Source organism: Shewanella pealeana ATCC 700345, from assembly GCF_000018285.1.
GTDB classification, from domain to species: Bacteria; Pseudomonadota; Gammaproteobacteria; order Enterobacterales; family Shewanellaceae; genus Shewanella; species Shewanella pealeana.
Genome location: NC_009901.1, coordinates 978,834 through 999,973, shown reverse-complemented (window position 1 = coordinate 999,973; position 21,140 = coordinate 978,834). Strand labels below are relative to the sequence as shown.

Genomic DNA, 21,140 nt, shown 5'->3' with positions numbered 1-21,140 from the left:
TATATCGGCCTAAAGATTACTGTACTGACTCGAGTGTACGTAACAGTGCCTTAGGTGGCTGGTAGCCAGGGATCAAAGTACCGTCTTCAAGAATGATTGCCGGTGTACCGTTAATACCAATAGCTTGACCTACATTATATTGCTCAGCAATCTTAGCGTCACACTTAGCTTGCTTAATCGCTTTACCATTTTTAGCTTGGCCCATCGCCTTTAGCGGATCGGCTGCACACCATACAGACTCCATCTCGTCGGCATTAGCCGATGGCACACCAGCACGCGGGAAGGCAAGGTAACGCACTGTAATACCTAGATCGTTATAACCGTCCATTTCGTTGTGCAACTTACGGCAATAACCGCAGCTGACATCGGTAAAGATAGTCACTACATGCTTTTCATTCTTGGCCTTGTAAACCAACATGTTGTCTTCAAGTGGCTTCAACATGTCCAAACGAGGACCGGCCATAGCGGCTTCAGTAAGGTTCTTCATACCTTTATCTAAGTCATAAAGGCTACCGTGAAATAGCTTTGAACCATCTCTAGAAATATAAAGCACGCCGCGATCTGTGTAGGCTTCATATAACTCTGCAACGGGTGAAGGCTTAATTGAGATCACTTCAACGCTTAATGCGTCACTTAGCTTTTGTTTTAACGCGGCAGTATCGTCGCTGCTATTCGATGCAGCTAGGGCTGCTGGTGCTATCATCATCGCAGCAATCAAAGAAAATGTTCGAGTGAACTTCATTAGTTTTCCTACTCTATGTAAGGGGCAGACTGATGGATATAAAAGATTAGACCTTGTCTGGAGCTGAAAAGTTACAGACTCAACTCAGTTAAAGCAAATTATTTGCTGTAACTAAATCGTACAGACGTGAAATCCATCAAATATTTATGTTTAAGTCTAGATTTGCTGAAAGATATTCACCAGCCAACAAATTGTAACAGCAGATGCATATCAAGCTGCTTAAATCAGCCTCTTGGATGATGCTCGCTATGTAGGCTAGCTAATCTTGCTGTGGCCACATGAGTATAGATCTGTGTTGTCGACAGGTCGCTGTGACCCAGCAACAGTTGCACCACGCGCAGATCTGCACCATGGTTAAGTAGATGGGTCGCGAATGCATGCCTTAAAGTATGCGGAGAAAGCTCTGTGCTGATCCCCGCTCTAAGCGCATAAAGCTTGATACGGTGCCAAAACGTCTGACGAGTCATCTGCTGCGCCCGTTTCGATGGAAATAGCACATCACTCTGCTTGCCCTTGAGTAGCTCGGCTCTGGCAAATTTAAGGTATGACTCTATCTCGGTGATGGCCAGCTCCCCCAGCGGTACTAGACGCTCCTTGCCACCTTTACCGGTAATGCGCACCAGACCTTGGCGCAGACTTAGCTGCTCCATGGTCAGTCCCACCAGCTCTGACACACGAAGCCCTGTGGCGTATAGCAGCTCAAGCATGGCTTTATCACGACTCTCTATCGGATCGTCTTGTTCAGGTTCGGCCAGCAAACGGTCGATATCTTCTTCACTGAGGGAGTCAGGCAACTTTCGCGCAAGTTTGGGGGACTCAATCAGTGCCATCGGGTCGCTATCGATCTGCTTTTTGACAATAAGGTAGCCATAGAAGCGTCTAAGGCTACTCATCATGCGCGCGCTACTGGTCTTAGCGAAGCCTTTGTCGAAGCGCTCAGCCAAATAGTTGCGGATGTCGAACTGAGAACAAGTCACTAGATCGTCACCTTGCTTTTGCAAGTAACGGTCGAGATGACGCAGATCGGTGCGATAGGCGCTCAAGGTGTTATCGCTTAAGCCCTTGGTTGACCATAAGTCATCTAAAAACAGATCAATAATACTATTGGGCGTGTACTTCTCTGACACTTATTATTCCTACCTACGATTTAATAAAGAAGGACCTAGATCCTAGGACGCTTCGCTGCGAGGACGGGCTAAAGCCCTACTAGGAAAAGCAAAAGCCATAAGCGTCAGGCCGTTATCTTTGGTTTTCCGGCTTTATCTTTTCCGGCTTTATCCGTCTCAGCCCTTCCTAGGGCCTAGAACCTTTCTTGGCTTTTCAAGGTTTTCCGTAAGCGCAGCGTTCCGTAAGGCCGCTGGCCGTCCATTTTTTACCGTCTTGGCTTTATCCTAGAACCTTATTTTAACCTTTGACGGCATAAATGCCGACCTACAAAAGTCTGTTTGCCTTTCCGGCTCTTGCCGTCTTAGCTTTTCCCTAGCACCTAGAACCTGCTCTTCCTAGGACCTTCTTTTAAACCTTCTTTTAAACAAAAAAAGCGATGTTCCTAGAAACATCGCCTCAATATTATGCCATCAAACTGGCTTTAGCTATTCACACTAGCTATTAGCTTTAACCGCTCGCTTTAGTTTGCCGCTCGCTTTAGTTTGCCGCTAGCTGCTGGTTAGGCTTTTTAATCAGCATACAAGCCACAATCACGATAGCTGTTGGTAGCAACCATGCCATGCCTTCGTTATGTAGTGGCATAAAGTTAAACATGCTTACATCAACTTTAGCCGCTTTAAAGCCATCAATAATACCGAAGAATAGCGCCACACTAACAACTAAGCGATGCGCTGTTTTTGGGTGAGCAAAACGTTCAGTTAAGAAGGTCACCGCAACCAATGCGATCGCCACAGGGTAAACAGTCATGAGTACAGGCACGCTGATGTCGATTAGCTGCGCTAAACCAACGTTAGCAACGGTTGCACAAACAACACTCACCAATACAACAAAACGACGGTAAGAGATCTTTGGCAATAGCTCGTTAAAGTACTCACTACAGGCACTAATAAGGCCTACCGCAGTGGTTAAACAGGCTAGTGTTACTACAGATGAAAGCAATACCATGCCGCTTGCGCCAAATTTAGCGATAACGTAATTAGTTAAGATCACGCCGCCGTTTTCTGCACCAACAGCTAAATCCCCCGCCGTTGCGCCTAAGTAAAATAGAGACACATAAACAAATGCCAAGCCTGCCGCAGCAATTAGTGCAGCTTTAATCAGATAGTTAGTCTGTGCTTTTGGCTCAGTGATACCTTTCTTGCGCAGGATATCGATAATCAACATACCGAAGATCAATGAAGCCAAGGTATCCATGGTGTTATAGCCTTCCAAGATCCCCTTAGTAAGTGGATTTGCTTGATAATCGCCAACCGCAGCACCAATATCGCTACCAGGGATCACGATAACAGAGATCGCTAGACCTACTAACAACAGGATCAGAATAGGGGTTAATACTTTACCGACGCTATCCAACAACTTACCCGGGAACAGCGCTAACACCATTGAAAGACCAAAGAAGCCCAACGTATAAATAAGCTGAGTTATGTTAAAGGTCAAACCAGCTATCATAAAGGTGGCTGATGTATCTTCTAAAAATGGCTTAAAGCCGACTTCATAAGCCACGAGTCCGGTTCTTGGTGCGGCGAACGCTGGACCTATGATGATAAAAATTGACACTGCTAATGCGGTCGCTGCGATGGGAGGCAGCAACTGCATAATTTTACCGTTCGCCTTAGCGACAGCAATCAGAGTAATAAGGGGAAGACCGACCGCTGTAATAAGAAAGCCAAACATAGCTAGCGTGATATTTTCGCCTGCCAAATAGCCAGCTAAAGGAGGGAAGATTAAATTACCAGCCCCCAAAAAAAACGCAAAGGTCATAAAACCTAACCCTAGCGTGTCTGCAATACTCATTTGATTATTCTGCACTTTATGCCCCATCATAATTTTATTTGGTTAAATATTTCATGCCGTCATATTCCTAAGGCACCACTTAGGATGACAACAAAAAAAGGTGTAATTATTACTTTACACTGTTCCGTGGTAAATACGGCCCATTCTTGGCGAGTTTTTGAACAACAGCGGAAAAGAGAACGCTTAAATTGCTTTGAAACTGGTTTACCGACTCCAAAATTGGGCTTTTACCCAACAAAGAGGGCATACTATTAACAGAGTCGTAATTAACAAACAAGCATGCATACGGAAAAACGGCCACTCTCGATACAAGTCGCAACAACTACCTAACACGGCGTTTCCATTACTTACATTCACCCCATGAGCACCCACAACAAGACACATCCGCTTTAATAACCAGCATGCCGTTCAAAGTGAGTAACCACTTACATGCAAAATAACTAAAGCTTGCATAAAGCATTAACAATTAAACCTAGATTAGAAGATTACGCTATAGCTTTGATTAGCGTACAATTAGCTTCACAGTTAACACCACCTCATTGTTGCCATGCCTTTTACCTTCAAACTCTTTCACGTCGATGATAGCCGCTGCGGTATGCCCGTCAGCACTGACGGTGTACTTCTGGGTGCTTGGGCGCCATTAGTGCAGGCCAAGACCATACTCGATATTGGTGCTGGCAGTGGCCTATTGAGCCTGATGGCAGCTCAACGAAGCCTAGCCAAGATTACTGCGATAGAAGTTGATACTGACGCCGCACTAGACTGTCAACAAAACTTCAATGCCTCACCTTGGTTCGATCGCCTCGAAGTTATCTGTTGTGACATCCAAGCCTACGCTCAGGCCCACACCCAAGTTCACAGCCAAGCTCACAATCATGCAGAGCAGAGCAAACAGTTTGAACACATCATCTGTAATCCACCCTATTTTGCCAATGGCCCACAGTCGAGCAACGTCTCGAGAGCTACGGCGCGCCATACAGACAGCTTAAGTTTCGATAGTCTACTAGCGGCAATAAAACAGCTGTTAAGCCCTGAAGGCTGTGCCAGCCTTATCTTACCGACAGAATCGGTGAGCCTATTCGAAACTAAACTCAGCACATACCAGCTAGAACTTAGTCAAAAATTGCTGGCGGCGAGCGTTGAAGGTAAAGAAGCCAATCGACAGATCTTGGTTTTACGCCATACTTCGGCCTTAGCTCATGACCCAAAAACAGAAACCGAGCCTGCTGTAGTGGCCAAACTTGAAGATGCTGCCCAGCAGCAGCTTTATATTCGCGAGAAAAACGGCCAATACAGTCAAGCCTTTAGCCTATTGAGTAGAGATTTTTATTTAAAGCTTTAAGGATCTAGCGATCTAATCGTTTAAAGTCGCTTCTATAAGCTTTATAATACTCGGCTATTATTTATTGAGATGCCACGCATGCAATTTGAAGATCTCCAGCTTGACCCTTGTTTGTTAGAGTCACTAAAAGCAATGGGCCACAACAAGCCCACTACGATACAACAACAAACAATACCGGTTGCCATGGAGCAAAGAGATATTTTAGCTCGTGCCCCTACGGGTACAGGTAAAACGGCAAGTTTTCTTCTACCTGCGTTGCAACACCTTATCGATTTTCCACGTCGATATGGCGGCCGTGCACGAGTATTGATTCTTACTCCTACTCGTGAGCTTGCCAGCCAAATCCATCGTTATGCTAGCCACCTTGCTACTGGTCTAGGCTTAGACACAGTTATCATCACTGGCGGTGTGCCTTACGGTCCTCAGGAAGAAGCGCTACAGAAGAACGTTGATATCTTAGTTGCCACTCCAGGCCGTTTAATGGAGTACCTAGACAAGGGTCACTTCAACGCAGAAGAAGTAGAAGTACTGATCATCGATGAAGCCGACCGCATGCTGGATATGGGCTTCTCGGCTGTTGTTGAAAGCATTGCAATCGAGTCTGTTGGTCGTAAGCAAACTATGCTGTTCTCAGCCACGCTTGAAGGCAGTGACGTTGGCCGTTTCTCGCACAACCTACTGACCAATCCGGTTAAGCTTGAAGCAGAAGCACCACGTAGCGAAAAAGCCAAGATCCACCAGTGGATCCACCTAGCCGACGACAAAGCGCATAAGTTTGCCCTGTTGTGCGCTCTATTAAAACAAGAGGAAGTGCAACGCACTATCGTCTTCGTTAAGACACGTGAATCGGTAGCTAGCCTAGAAGGCTTGCTACAAAAAGAAGGCATCACTTGTGCATTTATGCGCGGTGACATGGAGCAAAAAGCGCGCTTCCAGGCATTAGGTCGTTTCACCAAAGGTGAAGTGAATATCTTGCTAGCAACTGACGTTGCCGCACGTGGTATCGATATTGACGATATTACCCATGTTATCAACTTCGATATGCCACGCTCAGCAGATACTTATGTACACCGTATCGGTCGTACAGGCCGCGCTGGCGCTAAAGGTACAGCTATATCACTAGTTGAAGCCCATGACATCCGTGTTGTTGGTAAAATCGAGCGTTATATCGAGCAACCATTAAAGCGTCGCTTCGTTAAAGATCTGCGTCCAAAGAACAAAGAAGCTAAGCCGCCTGGAAAGAAAAAGCCGGGGCCAGAAGGTAAGAATTTTAGCAAGAAGAACAAAAAGAAAAAGAAGAAGTAACATCACTTCCTCTTAATCTAAAAGGGTCACATCATGTGACCCTTTTCTGTTTTTATACAGCAGATCTTGCCACTGTCTGCCATAACAAGCAAACAACATACCTTTCTAGCCACAAACCGCAGTTGGAAACATTTTATTTACAAATAAAGATGTCGCCTCGACTCTGAGTCTGTTAATTTATGCAATCAGATAAGTCTATGCATGGAAACGCAGATCAGATGATAAATAAAATTAAAACAATACTTAGGAGAATGTCTCCACTCTTTATTCTTCTTGTCTTTATTATCGCGGCTCAACTGCTGATCAGTACCAAGGAAGCTCCTGAACAGAAAGCCGATACGGCGCCAGTGCCTATTGTTGATGTCACAGAAGTGCAGCAACAAACCGTTTCTTTAAACCTCCCCTCTTATGGCGTAGTTAGCCCTAAATATAAGACTCAGTTGGTCACCGAAGTTCAAGGGCGTATGCAATCTATCTCAAACAACTTTGTTGCCGGTGGCGTGGTAAAGAAAGGCGATGAACTCGCAGTTATTGAACCATCTGATTACGAAGCCGACCTGATGCAGGCACAAGCATCACTAGCCCAGGCCCAAGCCGCCCTAGAAGAAGAGATGGCCAAAGGGGAAGTCGCTAAGAATGACTGGAAAGGCTATGACGGCGGCATTCCGCCAGAACTAGGTCTACGTCTACCACAGCTGAAACAAGAACAAGCCAATGTTAAATTCCAGCAAGCAGCCCTCGCACGCGCACAACGCAATCTTGAGCGCACCGTTATTCGTGCGCCATTCGATGGCATCATCAAGGCGCGAAACGTTGACCTTGGCCAATATGTCACTCTAGGCACTAATCTAGGTGAGTTATATGACACCCGAATAGCCGAAGTCAGACTGCCGCTGTCAAATAACGACCTCGCCTATCTAGAGTCAGTCGACAATCCAGATACCCATGTTAGCTTAAGTGCCGATCTCGCTGGTCGAGTGATCACTTGGCAAGGCCAGATAGTACGTAGCGAAGGCGTCATCGATGCCGAAAACCGCATGGTTTACTTAGTTGCCGAAGTGAAAGATCCTTACCTTAGAGGTCACCGAGCCGAAGGTCAGCTACCGCTGAAATACGGCACCTTTGTTACCGCTGTAATTAAGGGCCGCACCGTAGAGGGCATCGTTAAGCTGCCTCGCCACCTAGTTCGAGATAATCAAGTCACCATAGTTCATAGCGATAACAGCATAGAGCTTCGCTCTGTTAACGTAGTTCGTACCGATCTAGAAAATGTCTATATCAAAGATAGCTTAGACAATGGTGAGCGCGTATCTCTGACCAATCTGAGCAATGTTGAAGATGGTCAAATTGTAAAGATCGTCGGCGAAGATTCTAGCTCTAACCAAGACTCTCAAGACGAGAATACAGAAAAGCAACTTGCTAACGCAGGGGTCCAATAATGAGCGACCAAAACGACACCCAAAAAGGGCTTATCGCTTGGTTTGCTAAGAACAATGTAGCTGCCAACCTACTGATGTGGATCTTAATCATAGGCGGCCTATTTAGTACTCTCATCATTAATAAAGAGATTTTCCCCTCCTTTGAGCTTAACTATCTACAGATCTCTGTTGCCTACCCAGGCGCCGCCCCTCAAGAAATTGAGGAGGGGATCAATATTAAAATTGAAGAAGCGATTCAAGATATTAACGGCATCAAGAAGGTCTCTTCGGTTGCCAGTGAAGGGGTCGGGGCTGTCACTATCGAGGTAGAAGACAGCTACGATCCGCAAGATATTCTCGATGAAGCCAAACTGCGCATCGATGCCATCTCCACCTTTCCGGTGAATATTGAGAAACCCAATATTTTTCGTATTAAGCCAGAAAACAATGTGATCTGGATTTCAGTCTATGGCGATCAGTCGCTGCAAGAGATGAAAGAGTTGGCGAAAACTGTACGTGACGAGGTGGCCTTACTGCCCGCAGTCACCAGAGCTCAAGTCACTGGTGTACGAGAATATGAGATAGGCATTGAACTGTCGGAAGATAAACTCAGAGAGTATGGCCTGACTTTCTCACAGGTGGCACAGGCGGTACAAAACTCTTCAATCGATCTACCTGGTGGCTCGATTCGCGCTAAAGATGGCGACATCTTACTGCGCACCAAAGGCCAAGCTTACACAGGCGAAGATTTCTCGCAAATCGTAGTGAGCACTCGCCCAGACGGTAGCCGAGTCATGCTGCCGCAAGTGGCCACCATTAACGATAGTTTCGAAGAGCGATTAGAGTACACCCGCTTTAACGGTCAACCCGCCGCGATCATCGAAGTACTCAGTGTCGATGATCAAAACGCGCTGGATATCTCCGAGCAAGTTAAAGGTTATATCGAACAGAAACGTGATGCATTGCCTGCTGGCGCTAAACTGGATACTTGGGGTGACCTCACCCACTATCTCAAAGGCCGCTTAAACATGATGCTTTCCAACATGTTTTATGGTGCGCTGCTAGTGTTTATTATCCTAGCGCTATTTTTAGAGATAAAGCTCGCCTTCTGGGTGATGATGGGGCTGCCGGTGTGTTTCCTCGGCGCCATGCTGTTTATGCCGCTAGAACCCTTCTCGCTATCGATTAATATGTTAACCCTGTTTGCCTTCATTCTGGTGTTAGGGATAGTGGTGGATGACGCCATTGTCATCGGCGAAAGTGCCTACACAGAGATTGAGGAGAATGGCCACTCCCTAGAGAACGTGGTCAAAGGAGCCAAGAAAGTGGCTATGCCCGCGACCTTCGGGGTACTAACCACCATAGCAGCCTTTATGCCTATGTTAATGGTCTCCGGGCCTCAAGGCATTATCTGGAAATCCATCGGCATGATAGTGATCTTATGTCTGCTGTTTTCCTTGGTGGAATCAAAACTGATTTTACCGGCTCACCTCGCCCATATGAAACCACGTAAGCCCAGAGAGCAGCTTGGATTACTAGGCCGATTTAAAGCCGGCTTAAATGACAAGGTACAATACTTTATTCATAATCAATACCGTCCATTCTTAGAGCGTTGTATCGTGCAGCGCTACAATACGGTAGCGGTTTTTGTTGGGGTGCTCATACTCTCTATCGCGCTGGTGATCAGTGGTCAGGTTCGCTGGGTGTTCTTCCCCGATATCCCATCTGACTTCATCCAAGTTCATATCGATATGGATGAGGGTAGCTCTGAAGAAAATACCCTTAAAGTTGTGCAGGAAGTTGAAGAAGCCCTGTATGCCATGAACGATGAGATGGAACAAGAGGTTGGCTACCCGGTGGTTAAGCACAGCTTTATCAATATGAGCTCGCGCACCTCTGCCTTCCTATTCGCCGAACTAACTAAAGGTGAAGATCGCGATGTCGATGGTGAGGCCATTGCGAGCGCTTGGCGCAAGCAATTGCCAGAGCTCGTCGCGGTGAAGAAGTTAAGTATCAATGCCAGCACCAACGACGCCGGCGGTGATATCTCCTTTAGACTGACATCGAGTAACCTAGATCAACTATCGAAAGCCTCTGAAGAACTCAAGCAGAAGCTTCGTAGCTATGAAGGCGTGTATGATATTTCTGATAACTTCTCCTCTGGCAGCCAAGAGATCAAGCTAAAGATCCGTCCAGAAGCCGAAGCATTAGGGCTGACGCTGTCTGACCTTGCTCGCCAAGTGCGTTATGGCTTCTACGGTTATGAAGCCCAGCGTATTTTGCGTAATAAAGAGGAAGTAAAGGTGATGGTGCGTTATCCGCTTGAGCAGCGTCGCACCGTTGGCCATCTCGAGAATATGCTTATTCGCACTCCTAGCGGTGCGTCGGTTCCCTTCTCAACGGTAGCGGAACTGCAGCTGGGTGACTCCTACTCTTCGATAACTCGTGTCGATGGTCGCCGTGCAATTAGCATTATCGCCAACGCCGATACCAATAAGGTTGAGCCATCTAAAGTCGTCAGCGAAATCCAAAAGGACTTCCTACCCGCGTTGCAGGCTAAGTACCCTAATATCTCAACCGCACTCGATGGCGGCAGTGCCGATGAGCAAAGCGCCCTGATTAGCCTGCTACAAGGTTTCTTCTTCGCGCTGTTCACCATCTATGCCCTGATGGCAATCCCGCTGAAATCTTATAGTCAGCCACTGATCATCATGTCGGTGATCCCATTCGGTATGATTGGCGCCCTATTCGGCCACTTCATCCTCGGACTGAATATGAGTATCTTGAGCCTCTGTGGCATAGTGGCACTAGCCGGTGTAGTGGTGAACGACTCGCTTATCTTGGTCGACTTTGTTAACCGTGCACGCGCCGAAGGTCATAGCATCATCAAGGCCGCGGTCAATTCAGGCTGCTATCGTTTCAGGGCGATTATACTGACTTCACTGACCACCTTTGTGGGCTTAGTGCCCATCTTGCTAGAACGAAGCCTACAGGCACAGATTGTGATCCCTATGGCAGCATCATTGGCATTCGGTATTTTGTTCTCGACTGTGGTCACCTTAATCTTGGTACCTATTCTTTACATCATATTGGACGATGTGAAGCGAGGCTTTAGCCGCTTCTTCCACTGGTGGTGGCAACCTAAGTCTGATCAAGCTTCGATATAGTCATAATGTCTAGTCCTAAAATAGGTTGACGGTTTTTATTAAGCCAGTTGGAACTCCCGACTGGCTTTTTTATGTACTTCATTAGGGGTTTTCATCCCTAAACTAAGATGCGGCCTTAAATGGTTATAAGTCTCTATCGACTCTTTGATTAACATATCGAGCTCCTTCATCGTACGGCAGCGATAAAGCAAAAACTCGTGCTTCAAAATCCCATTAACCCGCTCTGCAAGTGCATTTTGGTAGCAGTCATATCCATCTGTCATGGACGGAGTAATACCATTTGCCGCTAACGTCTCCTGGTACTCAGCTGAGCAGTACTGCATCCCTCTATCTGAGTGGTGAATGGCATCGCCTGTTGTCTGACGATTCTTTATCGTCATATTCAATGCTTTGACCACGTCACAAGCTTTCATTTCATGGCTTAACTCATATCCCATTATCTTTCTTGAGTACGCATCTGTTACCAGAGACAAATAGTGCGTCCCCTCATCTGATTTCACGTAGGTGATATCGCTAACGAGCACCTCTTCAACACGCTTGACCGCTCTGTCTTTTAGTAAGTTGGGATACTTTCTTAGCCAGTGATGGCTATTGGTCGTTTTAGTGTAATTTTTTCTGGGTTTTACCAGCATATTTTGTTGCTTCAAATACTGAAATAACCCATCTCTACCGAGCTTTATCCCTTGTTCTATCAGTTGTGGCTTGATGAGCTGGTAGAGCTTGCGCGTCCCCACTCTAGGCATAAACTGGCGCCAATACATGACCATCTTCATCACAGGTTTAAGCGTTTCAGCTTTTGCCGTTCTGCGTTGTTTCCATTGATAAATTGCTTGTCTAGATAAGTTGAACTGCCGACTCGCTGTGGCTAACTTTATGGTGCCTTTTACTTTGGCGAACCAGAGCGTTCGGCTAAGTACTTTTTTTCTAAATCGATGCCGTATTCGTTTTTAAGCAACTCGACCATATCGCCATAAATCATGTTTTTCATTTCTAGATTAGAGACTTGCTTCTCCAATCGCTTAATTTTCTGGGCTGGCGTTTCTTTAGATTTAGACATAGGAGAGTGCTCAATAGGCTGGGACCAGTCTAATCTACCATGCTTTCGTAACCATGTAAGGACGGTACTTCTTCCTTGGATACCATAGTGGTCTTGAGCTTGCTTATAGGTCAGCTCGCCTTTTTCTACTTGGCTGACGACGGCTAATTTAAAGCCTAATGTGTAATCACGCTGAGTACGTTTATTGCTGATAGAACCTGAAGGTTTCATAGATAAGTCTCCAATGTGTCAACTTATCTCAGGACGGGACATAAGCCAATTTAAAAAAGGGAGACATTGAGTCTCCCTTTTTAATGCACCTTCACACGCCCTATATTAGAGAATTCGATCTAGCAGACAGATTTATGCAGCCTGAACCATTATGCTCTTGTGCATCATCTCTCGATAAACACGCTCATGACCGACAACCAAGCCACACTCGTTTACGATATCCGTGATAGCCGCTATCTCAATATTACCGGTCGTTGCACCTTAAGATGCCAATTTTGCCCGAAACATAATGGCAGTAAACAGGTGCACCAATATCAACTTGACCTTAATCGTCAACCTAAGAGCCAGGAGCTAATTGCGCAATTGGGTGATGTGTCAGAATTTGATGAATATGTGTTTTGTGGTTATGGCGAGCCAACGTTAAATTTAACCACTCTACTCGAGGTCGCGAAAGAGATTAAGCTGCGAGGCGGCAGGATCAGGGTCAATACCGATGGACTAGGAAACCTGTTCCACAGACGCAATATCTTGCCAGAGCTTGCCACTTGTGTTGATAGCCTGTCGATTTCACTCAATGCCGATACCGAGGCGCTATATCAACAGCATTGCCGTCCCAAGCTGGCCGGTGCTTATCCTGCCCTACTCGAATTTATTAAGCTTGCACCTCAGTATATTAAGGATGTGCAGGTCTCCGCGATCAATGGCTTAGAAGGTGTCGATATCCAAGCATGCCGTAAGATAGTCGAAAGCAGAGGTGCTAGCTTTAAACAGCGACAACTGGATATCGTCGGTTAATCCTATATTAACAAAAAGCCAGAGAAACGCCCGAAGCTCTTGTTAAATTGCAATTAACAAACACTGGTTAGAGGGTTAATTCGTGTTAAGATGCTGAGCATAATAACTGTCATCAAATTCGATACATGCTAACCCGCAAACTACCTTTATTGATAAGTGCCCAGGGGATCCATTGGTCCCAAGCTCGTATTATAGCCGCCGCTAGTCAGCTCTGTATGCTGCTTGTGTCGGTGATCATACTGACGAATATCATTATCACCTTAGGTGAAAGGCGTTTGCAGGAAGACTGGGCAACCCAAAGATACAGCGAACTGCAAGCAGTTGGCGCGTTAATCTCAGATAAAGTGACTTTCCAGCAGTTTAGAACCCAGATGTTTGCAAAGTCAGAACTGCTTAAACATTACCTTGCGCTACCGAGCCCTGAAAACCAAGCTAAGTTACTCGCTAACTGGGATATCTTAGTCGATAACGTCCCTGAATTGTTAGGAATAGCCCTGTACGATCCACAAGGCCTGCACAGATTTGCCACCAGTAATGATTTTGGCAAGGAGAGCCTCCCTCCCGCATTACTCGGTGCTACCCGCAATATGGGCGGCAATGAGATTTACACCTCACCACTTGAATTTACTCCGATTAACGGCAAGCTTGAGCCCTTCATGTATCAGTTTGCATGGCTTGAAAACCCCGATCAGAGCATTCGAGGCTACCTAGTTACCTATAACTCGATGTCGAAAATGCTCAAAAGCATAAAACCCGCCTACTCGAGTAAACAGGCGCCGCTAATGATGTTAGATACCCAAGGCTTACTCTATGCTGGAGCCCAGTCAAAACCCAACATTAGCCGATTACCTGAAACCATGGGCGGCAGCTTGAAGCAGTCTTACCCCGCCCTTTGGCGCAAGATGGCCATGAGCAATTTCGGCCAGTTCCACGGTGATGTTGCCACTTTCGTTTATTTGAAGGTAGAGCTAACGACTCAGTATGAAACCCGTCGCGAGTATTTTTTAGTGTCTTATATCAAGAATGAAGACATAGCTGCAAAATTCTCCCAATGGCGCAATATCCTGATTGCAGGGGCGATACTGCTAACGCTATTGGTCAGCTTAGTCATCTTCTTGACCCATGCGTACCGATTAGTACAGCGCTCCCGTGAGTTCAGTATTGAAATGACTAACCGTTTATTCGATAGTGATGTCGGTTGCCTCATTACTAACGATAGCGGCCGAGTGCTAACCGCTAACCCTACTGTATCTAAACTGCTGGCACTGCCTATCGATGAACTGTCAGATCGTAGTTTACAACGCATTCTTAATTTGAATGATGATCAATATAATGAATTTTTGCAGCAGATGGACACAGTCCAGCACTGGCAAAGTGAGCTCAACTCTGAAGTTGAACCCGATACCTGGCTTAAGATCCGTGTTCGTATTGAAATGGGCATAGATAAAAAACGTCGCTATATGCTGGTCACTTTTGAAGATATTAGCGAGCTAAAACAAAGCCAAAAAGAGGCGATGTTAAACTTCTTACTTAACGATGGTCCCATGGCCTGTGTATTGACCGATCCCAAAGGCATTGTGGTTAAGTCAAATAACGCTTTCAATACCTTGCTTCAAATTGAAGATGATGAAGCGCTAAATGTTACCCACTTATTAAGTGAGGACTTTAGCAACCATTGGCCGCAAATAGCGCAACAGTTGATCATTCAAGGCACTTGGAAAGGGCCTGTATTTGCTCAGATTGGTCATAAGGAAGAGACCTGCCTGCAAACAACCTTGAAAGGCCACCTAGACAGCGGCGGGGAGCTAGAGTTTATTCTCTGTACTTTCGAGCAAGCGAGACTCGATCCCGCTAATAGAGGCGCCAGTGGCTTAGTCCCCCATAGGAGTACTATCTTCAACCACAAAGGCGATCTGGAAAGATACTTCAACAATTTAAGCCAACACTGTAAAGACTTCTCCAGCTTGCTCATGATAGATATCAGCGCCGAAGATATGTTGAGCCATATGAGTGATATTGGCCAGCTTGAATCTCGTCAAAAAGAGGTCGAGATCCATTTACTACGAGACTTGCCACACCGCTACCAAATGTCCCATTGGCAGCTCGGTAAGCTTATCGTGGTATTGCCCGATACAGACTCAGATCAGGCGCACTACTTCGCCATTGAGACTCTCAATAAACTGACCGACAATGGACTAGGTGAAGGGATCTGCATCGGCATCGCCTCCTATCAAGAGGGACAAGATCTTGAGCAGTTTATTGCCAATGCCGAAGTGGCCCTAAAGCGGGCAAAACAGACTGGTGAGCAGAATATCTGCCAGGCCTACACCCGACTGTTAACCTAGCCTATTAACTTAGTCTATTAACTTAGTCTATTAACTTAGGCTATTAACTTAGTCTATTAACTTAGGCTATTAACTTAGTCTATTAACTTAGGCTATTAACTTAAGCGCTTAACTGAGACATAGATTGAACTCATAGTTTTAGCTTATGTTTGCCTAGGATAAATTTAGTTATAAAGCTTACTTAGAATGAGCCTCGAACCATCAGATGAGCCCTCAGTCAGCGAGAGGGCTTGCACCTTTAAGTTCCTCTTCGAATGGCGCTTCTTTCATACAGGCAACCCCAGAAGGCAAGTCACTCTCAGTAATCTCAATAATTGCAGAACGATTCATGGTGATTTTGTAGCGCGCATATTGGAATTCCTGTTTGCCTTCACGCAGCGCAACAATCAAATTCACTTGATAGCGACGTTCAACGGACTCATTACTTATCTTACCGTCTTGCTCCTTATAGATCTTAGCCTTACCCCGCTCCAAGTTACGAGCAAAAGGCACAAAGCTAAAGTTAACCTGCTCCTGGATCATCGAATATCCCGCTAAGAAGTCCTTCTGCGAAACTCGAGTATGGATACCGTAATGGAAGATCTCTGAGTCAACTTTATTCTGGCTATGTCGCTTAGTCAGGATCTTTGAGACGGCTTCAGGTAGCTCCTTTTTACGCATAAACTCAAGCCAAACTAATTGGCGTGCGATGATATTTTTACTGGTGGTATCACTTAACACTCGACTCCAACGTGGCCGACCTTTTTGAATGATACGCCACATCGCATTACGAATATCGTCTTTAAAAATCTCACGGAAACCGTAGATCACCGCCAAAGTCAGCACTAAAGCAATCGTCAGGCCGCTAAAAAAGCCCTGAGCCTTGATAATCAATGCAGAGACCACCAACATCACCATGCCAGTAGCAATACCCGTGGTCATCTTCTTAAGCCCAACTCCTAAGGTTTTTAGCTCCTCTTTAAGCACGACACCTTGCTGAATTAAGCGCCGTAGCAGCAGCATCTTATTGGCAATACGGTTAGGATCTTTGATGGTTTGTGCCGAGTTATAATTATGCTCTTGTCGGTACAAGGCCTCGGCTCGACATAGCGCAACCACCTTTTCGCTCACTTCAGTAAAGTCACTGCTTCTAGGAGCGTGGGCAAGCAGTTTGAGTAAGCGCTGCTCACATAGCCAAGACAGATAGTTATCGGCGTTTTCGAAATAGGACTTCCACTTTTCATCACTGGGTTCGTTACGTCTAAAACGCTTGAGTAGATGAATGACCTGCTCACTCAACTCATCGAGTAAGTGATAAAATTTCTCAAGATCTTCAACCTGAGACAACTCCTTGCTGTCGGTCTCAATCGCCACCGAAAACTGGTAGGCAAACAAGTTCAAGTAGAGCCTGAATTCGTCGACAGTGCGCTTTTTCTGGCTCACAAAGCGACTCTGTACTAAAGGCAGATGTAGCCCCGATGAATAGTATGAGCGGCGCCCAGTAATCGAGGAGTGATAATACTCCTCCTCATTAAGGCTCTGTGGGTTAATGCCCATCTCTTTAGGAAGAAAAAAATACAGATCGAGACGTCGGCTATCACCGGACTCCATCTGATGAAGAAATTTAATCGATAGCGCTTCTTCCTGCTTTATTCTGACTTTAGACACATAGACCTTTTAAATGACAAAGAAAATGATGAGGTACTGACAAAATTTAACTTTATGGTATGAGGGATGCAACTGGCTTAATGATCTCCATTCGCCTATTCAATTAAACGCGATCTTGTTATCGCTAGCACAATTAAGGGAACTGTAACCGTCAGGAATTATGCTTAATAAATAACATAGACTCCACTTAGTCTAACTGAAATTTCGGCGTTTGTAGTGACTAAGCTAGCCTATCATCAAAGAAGGCTAGTTACTAAGTTTACAAGACCATAGATGATTACCAGGAGTAATTTGAATCGTAACGGCACTTGCGGCTTTATTCATCTCCAGTACCTTTATCAGAAAGGGTTTACTTGGCTCATCAGAAAGTTGATTTTGCGCCTCAGTGATTGCCGTTTGTAATGACTCACTATAATCAACTTGTAACAAGCCTCTTAAATACTGGCCCTGCTTTAATTCCACTTCATAGGTAAGAATAGGCGCCTTAACCTTGGTCACGCTCCCCTTAGCCATAATCTTATGGGCCAGCTGATCTCCCTTAAAAAAGCTTAACGATAAATCGACCCCCTTTCGAGTATTGGTCATTTCGAGTCGTTGAGTCGCTTCAAAACCTGTTCCAACACGATAAGACCCCGAGGTACAGGAAAGCATTGAAGCTTCATCTGGGTCGATGACGTGATCCAGTAGCAGACATAAGCCAAAGATAAACGTTAATGTAGCAAGTATTGGTGTAGACTTGAAACCAGAAAACGGCCCGCAATTTATTCCTTTACTCACAGAATCCAGCCTTTTTTAACCATTCACTATCAATAAAATGCCAATTATTAGCCACATTATTCACTTTTAAATTGTTACAAGCCTTACCGTCATCGGCTAAGTTATTCATCAAAAACTCAAGCCTATTACCATCGCTCGATGGTGCAATATAAACCCGTTGCCACTTAAGCTTGTCACAGCTTGCTAGCGACTGCGATAGCTCTTTAATCCGACTGTGGTACTTGTCTCTATCTGCATCATTTTCATATATAGGAACCAAAATTGAGTCAGTTCCTGCGATTTTGACTTTATCTGGCATCGACAAACGAATATCTGATGTTGTTTGTAGATTAGTCGCTAGAAAAATGATCAGTAAAATCCCAAGAATTAAACACAGTACATAGTTTTTAATCGAGAATGAATTGAGTGTGCAGTTAAACATCGGCTTATTTTGTGCTTTAACATGCAATAGGTAACCTTGCTTACTAATAACTTCAATCCAACTAGCATGCTCAGTACCAAGAAAGCGTTTAATGTTTTGTACCGCAGTTGCAATATCATGATGGGTCACAACCGTTGGTAAAAGCTTATCGCACATCGATTCTATAGATACAACCTGGCCTCTGGCCGCCAGCAACTGATCTATGACTAAAAATTCGATATTAGATAATTTAAATGTCGAGGCTTTTTCTGAGCCAGTAAAAATCAGCTCGCCAAGCTCGACATCAAATCGGTACGGACCTATATACACGTTAACCACTCTGACTCAATAATTACCAAATAGTTTACTGGCATTCACTCATAGAGTCCGTGATTAATTAGCATGAAACGGGAGGCGGATTTAGCTTTCGTGAGGTCTAGCACACTAATTTTGTTATTATTTAACCAACTGGAGATACATGTGGTTACATAGATGACTTATGGGTTGGTATTTCTAAATCCTTGAAAAACTTACCGCTCAAAAGAACACCAAACAAAAACAAAAAGACACCCATTGGGTGCCTTTTATTGACAAAAGTTTACACTCATTAGCGCAACAGACAAATATCGGCTACGTCGATATCTTCGCTGTCAATCTATTTAGAAGGCGTATAACAGAGTCATGTTTGTCTCTGTATCTGTGCTCTCTTTGTCATCTAATGGGCTGTCATTGTAACGAACAATAACTGCAAATTTCATGGCGAGTGCGCCGACGATATTAGCCGTAATTGCCGACTCAGAACGACCTTCTAAGCTATCACCATAGTCAGCAACAAACAGTTGAGTAAACTTGGAAGTTTCACTGAACTCATAGGTGAAGTTCATCGCGCCGTGAGCGACAACGCTATCTTCGTTATCATAACCGAGTATTGCAGTCTGCTCATCATCTAACTTCTTGTAGATATAACCAGGACCAATCTCAGCACTTAGGAACATGTTACCGCTGTCAATAAACTTGTGACCATAACCGGCTGAAGCAACGGCCTTATAGTCATAACCAGTAAATGGATCGACTTCATAGTTGCCGGTGATATACATGTAGTTCTTGTCATCGAACTTGTAATCACCTTGAATACCGCCGTAGTAACGCTTAGCAGTAACCTCTCCAGTGTCTTCTTTATACAAGCCTTCAAACAGGTACTGGTTTTCCCAATTACCTAGCTCTTGCAACATGTTTAGACGACCTTTCACCGACGAGGTTTCAGTGTTACCTGTGGTTAATGTCGCACCGAGCTCGGCTTCACCAGCAAAGGTCTTATCGCCTTCAACAAAGTCAGCCCCTGCTTGCGCAGCAAAAGGAGCCGCCATTACCACAGCCATAGCCGTAAGCATTTTTTTCATAATATTTAGTACTCCGTTTACCAAACTCCCTAAAAATCGGCGCAATATTAACACTTTGTACTAACAATTGAAATGCAACTAGGCTAAGGGCATTAGCAATTGAATCACTTCTATGCTCACAGCCAATAAACAGCAGGCAAAAAAATACCTGCACATTGGCAGGTATTTTTATGCTAAAGCATAGGTGCTTTAGTCGAAGTAGTACTAACAGTTAAACTTACTTGATTTGTGGATCAAGTTCGCCTGACTGGTAAGCTTTATACATAGCTTGTAGTGACTTAGGCTTGATCTTAGACGCCATACCCGCACAACCGAAAGCTTCGTAACGCGTAGTACAGATGTCAGCCATCGCTTCCATTGACGCCTTCAAGAATTTACGTGGGTCAAATTCCGCTGGGTTTTCAGCAAGGAACTTACGTACCGCACCAGTTGATGCTAGACGTAGATCGGTATCGATGTTGACCTTACGCACGCCGTGCTTAATGCCTTCAACGATCTCTTCTAGTGGTACACCGTAAGTTTCAGGGATGGCACCACCATACTGGTTGATGATCTCTAACCACTCTTGCGGCACTGAAGATGAACCGTGCATAACAAGGTGAGTGTTAGGAATACGTGCGTGGATCTCTTTGATACGGTCGATACGCAGAACGTCACCGGTAGGCTTACGGCTAAACTTGTAAGCACCGTGGCTAGTACCAATAGCAATTGCTAGAGCATCGACGTGCGTATCAGCAACGAAACGCGCCGCTTCTTCAGGCGTCGTTAGCAGTTGGTCGTGACTTAGAATACCTTCTGCGCCAACACCGTCTTCTTCACCAGCCATACCGGTTTCTAGGCTACCTAGACAGCCGATTTCACCTTCAACAGACACACCACAAGCGTGAGCAAAAGCAACTGTACGGCGAGTCACGTCTACGTTGTACTCATATGATGCTGGTGTCTTACCATCAGCCATCAAAGAGCCGTCCATCATTACAGATGACATACCCAACTGGATAGAACGCTGACAGATATCAGGATCAGTACCGTGGTCCTGGTGAATACATACTGGGATATCTGGATACTGCTCAAGTGCAGCAGCCATTAGATACTTTAGAAACTGTGGACGTGCGTACTTACGTGCACCAGCAGAAGCCTGAACGATTACTGGGCTGTCTGTTGCTTCAGCTGCCTGCATAATTGCACGCATCTGCTCAAGGTTATTCACGTTAAACGCTGGAACGCCATATCCGTGCTCTGCAGCGTGATCTAACATTTGACGTAGGGAAATTAAGGCCATTTTTTACTCCAATAATAGGGTGAGTCGCCTCACCAAGGTCACTATCGTTTGGATGGATTTTTATACTCTAACGTTACCAGTATTAAACTGATGAACACTAAAGCGGTTACTGTTAATTTTTATTGTTATCTATACTGTGTAAAACAGCCTTATCAACAAGCACTAAAGCGTTTGTTAAAACTGTTTTTTATACAAAATTGTTCACTGATTTGTTGGCGGCTAGTGTAACTCTGACAAATGTCGATTTAAAGCCCGCCAACAACCAGTTTGGTAATTTTTTTGTATGTTGCCA

At 45.1% G+C, this 21,140-nt stretch carries 15 protein-coding genes; 6 read left to right on the top strand and 9 right to left on the bottom strand.

The features are described from left to right. Window positions 1-16: 16 nt before the first annotated feature. The 3 genes from dsbC to brnQ all read right to left on the bottom strand — a co-directional run bounded on the left by dsbC (window position 17) and on the right by brnQ (window position 3,730). Window positions 17-742: a bifunctional protein-disulfide isomerase/oxidoreductase DsbC gene (gene dsbC, locus SPEA_RS04235; RefSeq protein ID WP_012154067.1), complete on the bottom strand. Its 726-nt coding sequence runs from the start codon at window positions 740-742 to the stop codon at window positions 17-19. A gap of 224 nt (window positions 743-966) precedes the next feature. After that, window positions 967-1,869, bottom strand: a complete 903-nt coding sequence (gene xerD / locus SPEA_RS04230) for a site-specific tyrosine recombinase XerD (RefSeq protein ID WP_012154066.1) — start codon at window positions 1,867-1,869, stop codon at window positions 967-969. A 517-nt stretch (window positions 1,870-2,386) separates the two neighbouring features. Then, window positions 2,387-3,730, bottom strand: a complete 1,344-nt coding sequence (gene brnQ / locus SPEA_RS04225; RefSeq protein ID WP_041411279.1) for a branched-chain amino acid transport system II carrier protein — start codon at window positions 3,728-3,730, stop codon at window positions 2,387-2,389. Between the two features lie 520 nt (window positions 3,731-4,250). Here brnQ and SPEA_RS04220 point away from each other — a divergent pair. The 4 genes from SPEA_RS04220 to SPEA_RS04205 all read left to right on the top strand — a co-directional run bounded on the left by SPEA_RS04220 (window position 4,251) and on the right by SPEA_RS04205 (window position 10,935). After that, the gene (locus SPEA_RS04220) at window positions 4,251-5,045 is read left to right on the top strand and encodes a tRNA1(Val) (adenine(37)-N6)-methyltransferase (protein ID WP_012154064.1); all 795 of its coding nucleotides are present in this window, start codon (window positions 4,251-4,253) and stop codon (window positions 5,043-5,045) included. Window positions 5,046-5,123: 78 nt separating this feature from the next. After that, entirely contained in the window at window positions 5,124-6,350 is a 1,227-nt protein-coding gene (gene srmB / locus SPEA_RS04215) for an ATP-dependent RNA helicase SrmB (protein WP_041410837.1), read from the top strand. A 218-nt stretch (window positions 6,351-6,568) separates the two neighbouring features. Next, complete coding sequence (locus SPEA_RS04210) at window positions 6,569-7,789, top strand: efflux RND transporter periplasmic adaptor subunit (RefSeq protein WP_041411278.1); 1,221 nt, start codon at window positions 6,569-6,571, stop codon at window positions 7,787-7,789. Beyond that, on the top strand, window positions 7,789-10,935 hold the full coding sequence (locus tag SPEA_RS04205; protein ID WP_012154061.1) for an efflux RND transporter permease subunit: 3,147 nt from the start codon (window positions 7,789-7,791) through the stop codon (window positions 10,933-10,935). The genes SPEA_RS04210 and SPEA_RS04205 overlap by 1 nt, the downstream gene beginning before the upstream one ends. Before the next feature lie 38 nt (window positions 10,936-10,973). Here SPEA_RS04205 and SPEA_RS04200 read toward each other — a convergent pair. Then, window positions 10,974-12,202 (bottom strand): IS3-like element ISSpe3 family transposase gene (locus SPEA_RS04200; protein ID WP_086024290.1). Its coding sequence is split into 2 segments (ribosomal slippage): window positions 10,974-11,851 and window positions 11,851-12,202, totalling 1,230 coding nucleotides; the frame shifts between segments, so codons are not numbered across the junction. Window positions 12,203-12,388: 186 nt separating this feature from the next. Between SPEA_RS04200 and SPEA_RS04190 the strand changes: the two genes are divergently transcribed. Next, window positions 12,389-12,997, top strand: coding sequence for a TatD family nuclease-associated radical SAM protein (locus SPEA_RS04190; RefSeq protein ID WP_012154060.1), 609 nt, complete (start codon window positions 12,389-12,391; stop codon window positions 12,995-12,997). 125 nt (window positions 12,998-13,122) lie between these two features. Beyond that, complete coding sequence (locus tag SPEA_RS04185) at window positions 13,123-15,342, top strand: PAS domain-containing protein (RefSeq protein WP_012154059.1); 2,220 nt, start codon at window positions 13,123-13,125, stop codon at window positions 15,340-15,342. 213 nt (window positions 15,343-15,555) lie between these two features. Here SPEA_RS04185 and SPEA_RS04180 read toward each other — a convergent pair whose 3' ends face one another. The 5 genes from SPEA_RS04180 to fba form a co-directional block, all read right to left on the bottom strand. Then, the gene (locus SPEA_RS04180) at window positions 15,556-16,989 is read right to left on the bottom strand and encodes a hypothetical protein (protein ID WP_012154058.1); all 1,434 of its coding nucleotides are present in this window, start codon (window positions 16,987-16,989) and stop codon (window positions 15,556-15,558) included. Window positions 16,990-17,235: 246 nt separating this feature from the next. Beyond that, window positions 17,236-17,766, bottom strand: coding sequence for a hypothetical protein (locus SPEA_RS04175; protein WP_223296567.1), 531 nt, complete (start codon window positions 17,764-17,766; stop codon window positions 17,236-17,238). Further along, window positions 17,759-18,496, bottom strand: a complete 738-nt coding sequence (locus SPEA_RS04170) for a winged helix-turn-helix domain-containing protein (protein WP_150102204.1) — start codon at window positions 18,494-18,496, stop codon at window positions 17,759-17,761. The genes SPEA_RS04175 and SPEA_RS04170 overlap by 8 nt, the downstream gene beginning before the upstream one ends. 329 nt (window positions 18,497-18,825) lie before the next feature. Next, window positions 18,826-19,566, bottom strand: a complete 741-nt coding sequence (locus SPEA_RS04165; RefSeq protein WP_012154055.1) for a DUF481 domain-containing protein — start codon at window positions 19,564-19,566, stop codon at window positions 18,826-18,828. Between the two features lie 217 nt (window positions 19,567-19,783). Further along, window positions 19,784-20,848, bottom strand: a complete 1,065-nt coding sequence (gene fba, locus SPEA_RS04160; RefSeq protein WP_012154054.1) for a class II fructose-bisphosphate aldolase — start codon at window positions 20,846-20,848, stop codon at window positions 19,784-19,786. Window positions 20,849-21,140: the final 292 nt, after the last annotated feature.

Excerpts from the sequence above, each read along its gene's own strand:
- dsbC (WP_012154067.1), bottom strand. The coding sequence starts at position 742 with ATGAAGTTCACTCGAACATTTTCTTTGATTGCTGCGATGATGATAGCA.
- brnQ (WP_041411279.1), bottom strand. The coding sequence starts at position 3,730 with ATGGGGCATAAAGTGCAGAATAATCAAATGAGTATTGCAGACACGCTA.
- SPEA_RS04220 (WP_012154064.1), top strand. The coding sequence starts at position 4,251 with ATGCCTTTTACCTTCAAACTCTTTCACGTCGATGATAGCCGCTGCGGT.
- srmB (WP_041410837.1), top strand. The coding sequence starts at position 5,124 with ATGCAATTTGAAGATCTCCAGCTTGACCCTTGTTTGTTAGAGTCACTA.
- SPEA_RS04210 (WP_041411278.1), top strand. The coding sequence starts at position 6,569 with ATGATAAATAAAATTAAAACAATACTTAGGAGAATGTCTCCACTCTTT.
- SPEA_RS04205 (WP_012154061.1), top strand. The coding sequence starts at position 7,789 with ATGAGCGACCAAAACGACACCCAAAAAGGGCTTATCGCTTGGTTTGCT.
- SPEA_RS04190 (WP_012154060.1), top strand. The coding sequence starts at position 12,389 with ATGACCGACAACCAAGCCACACTCGTTTACGATATCCGTGATAGCCGC.
- SPEA_RS04185 (WP_012154059.1), top strand. The coding sequence starts at position 13,123 with ATGCTAACCCGCAAACTACCTTTATTGATAAGTGCCCAGGGGATCCAT.
- SPEA_RS04165 (WP_012154055.1), bottom strand. The coding sequence starts at position 19,566 with ATGAAAAAAATGCTTACGGCTATGGCTGTGGTAATGGCGGCTCCTTTT.
- fba (WP_012154054.1), bottom strand. The coding sequence starts at position 20,848 with ATGGCCTTAATTTCCCTACGTCAAATGTTAGATCACGCTGCAGAGCAC.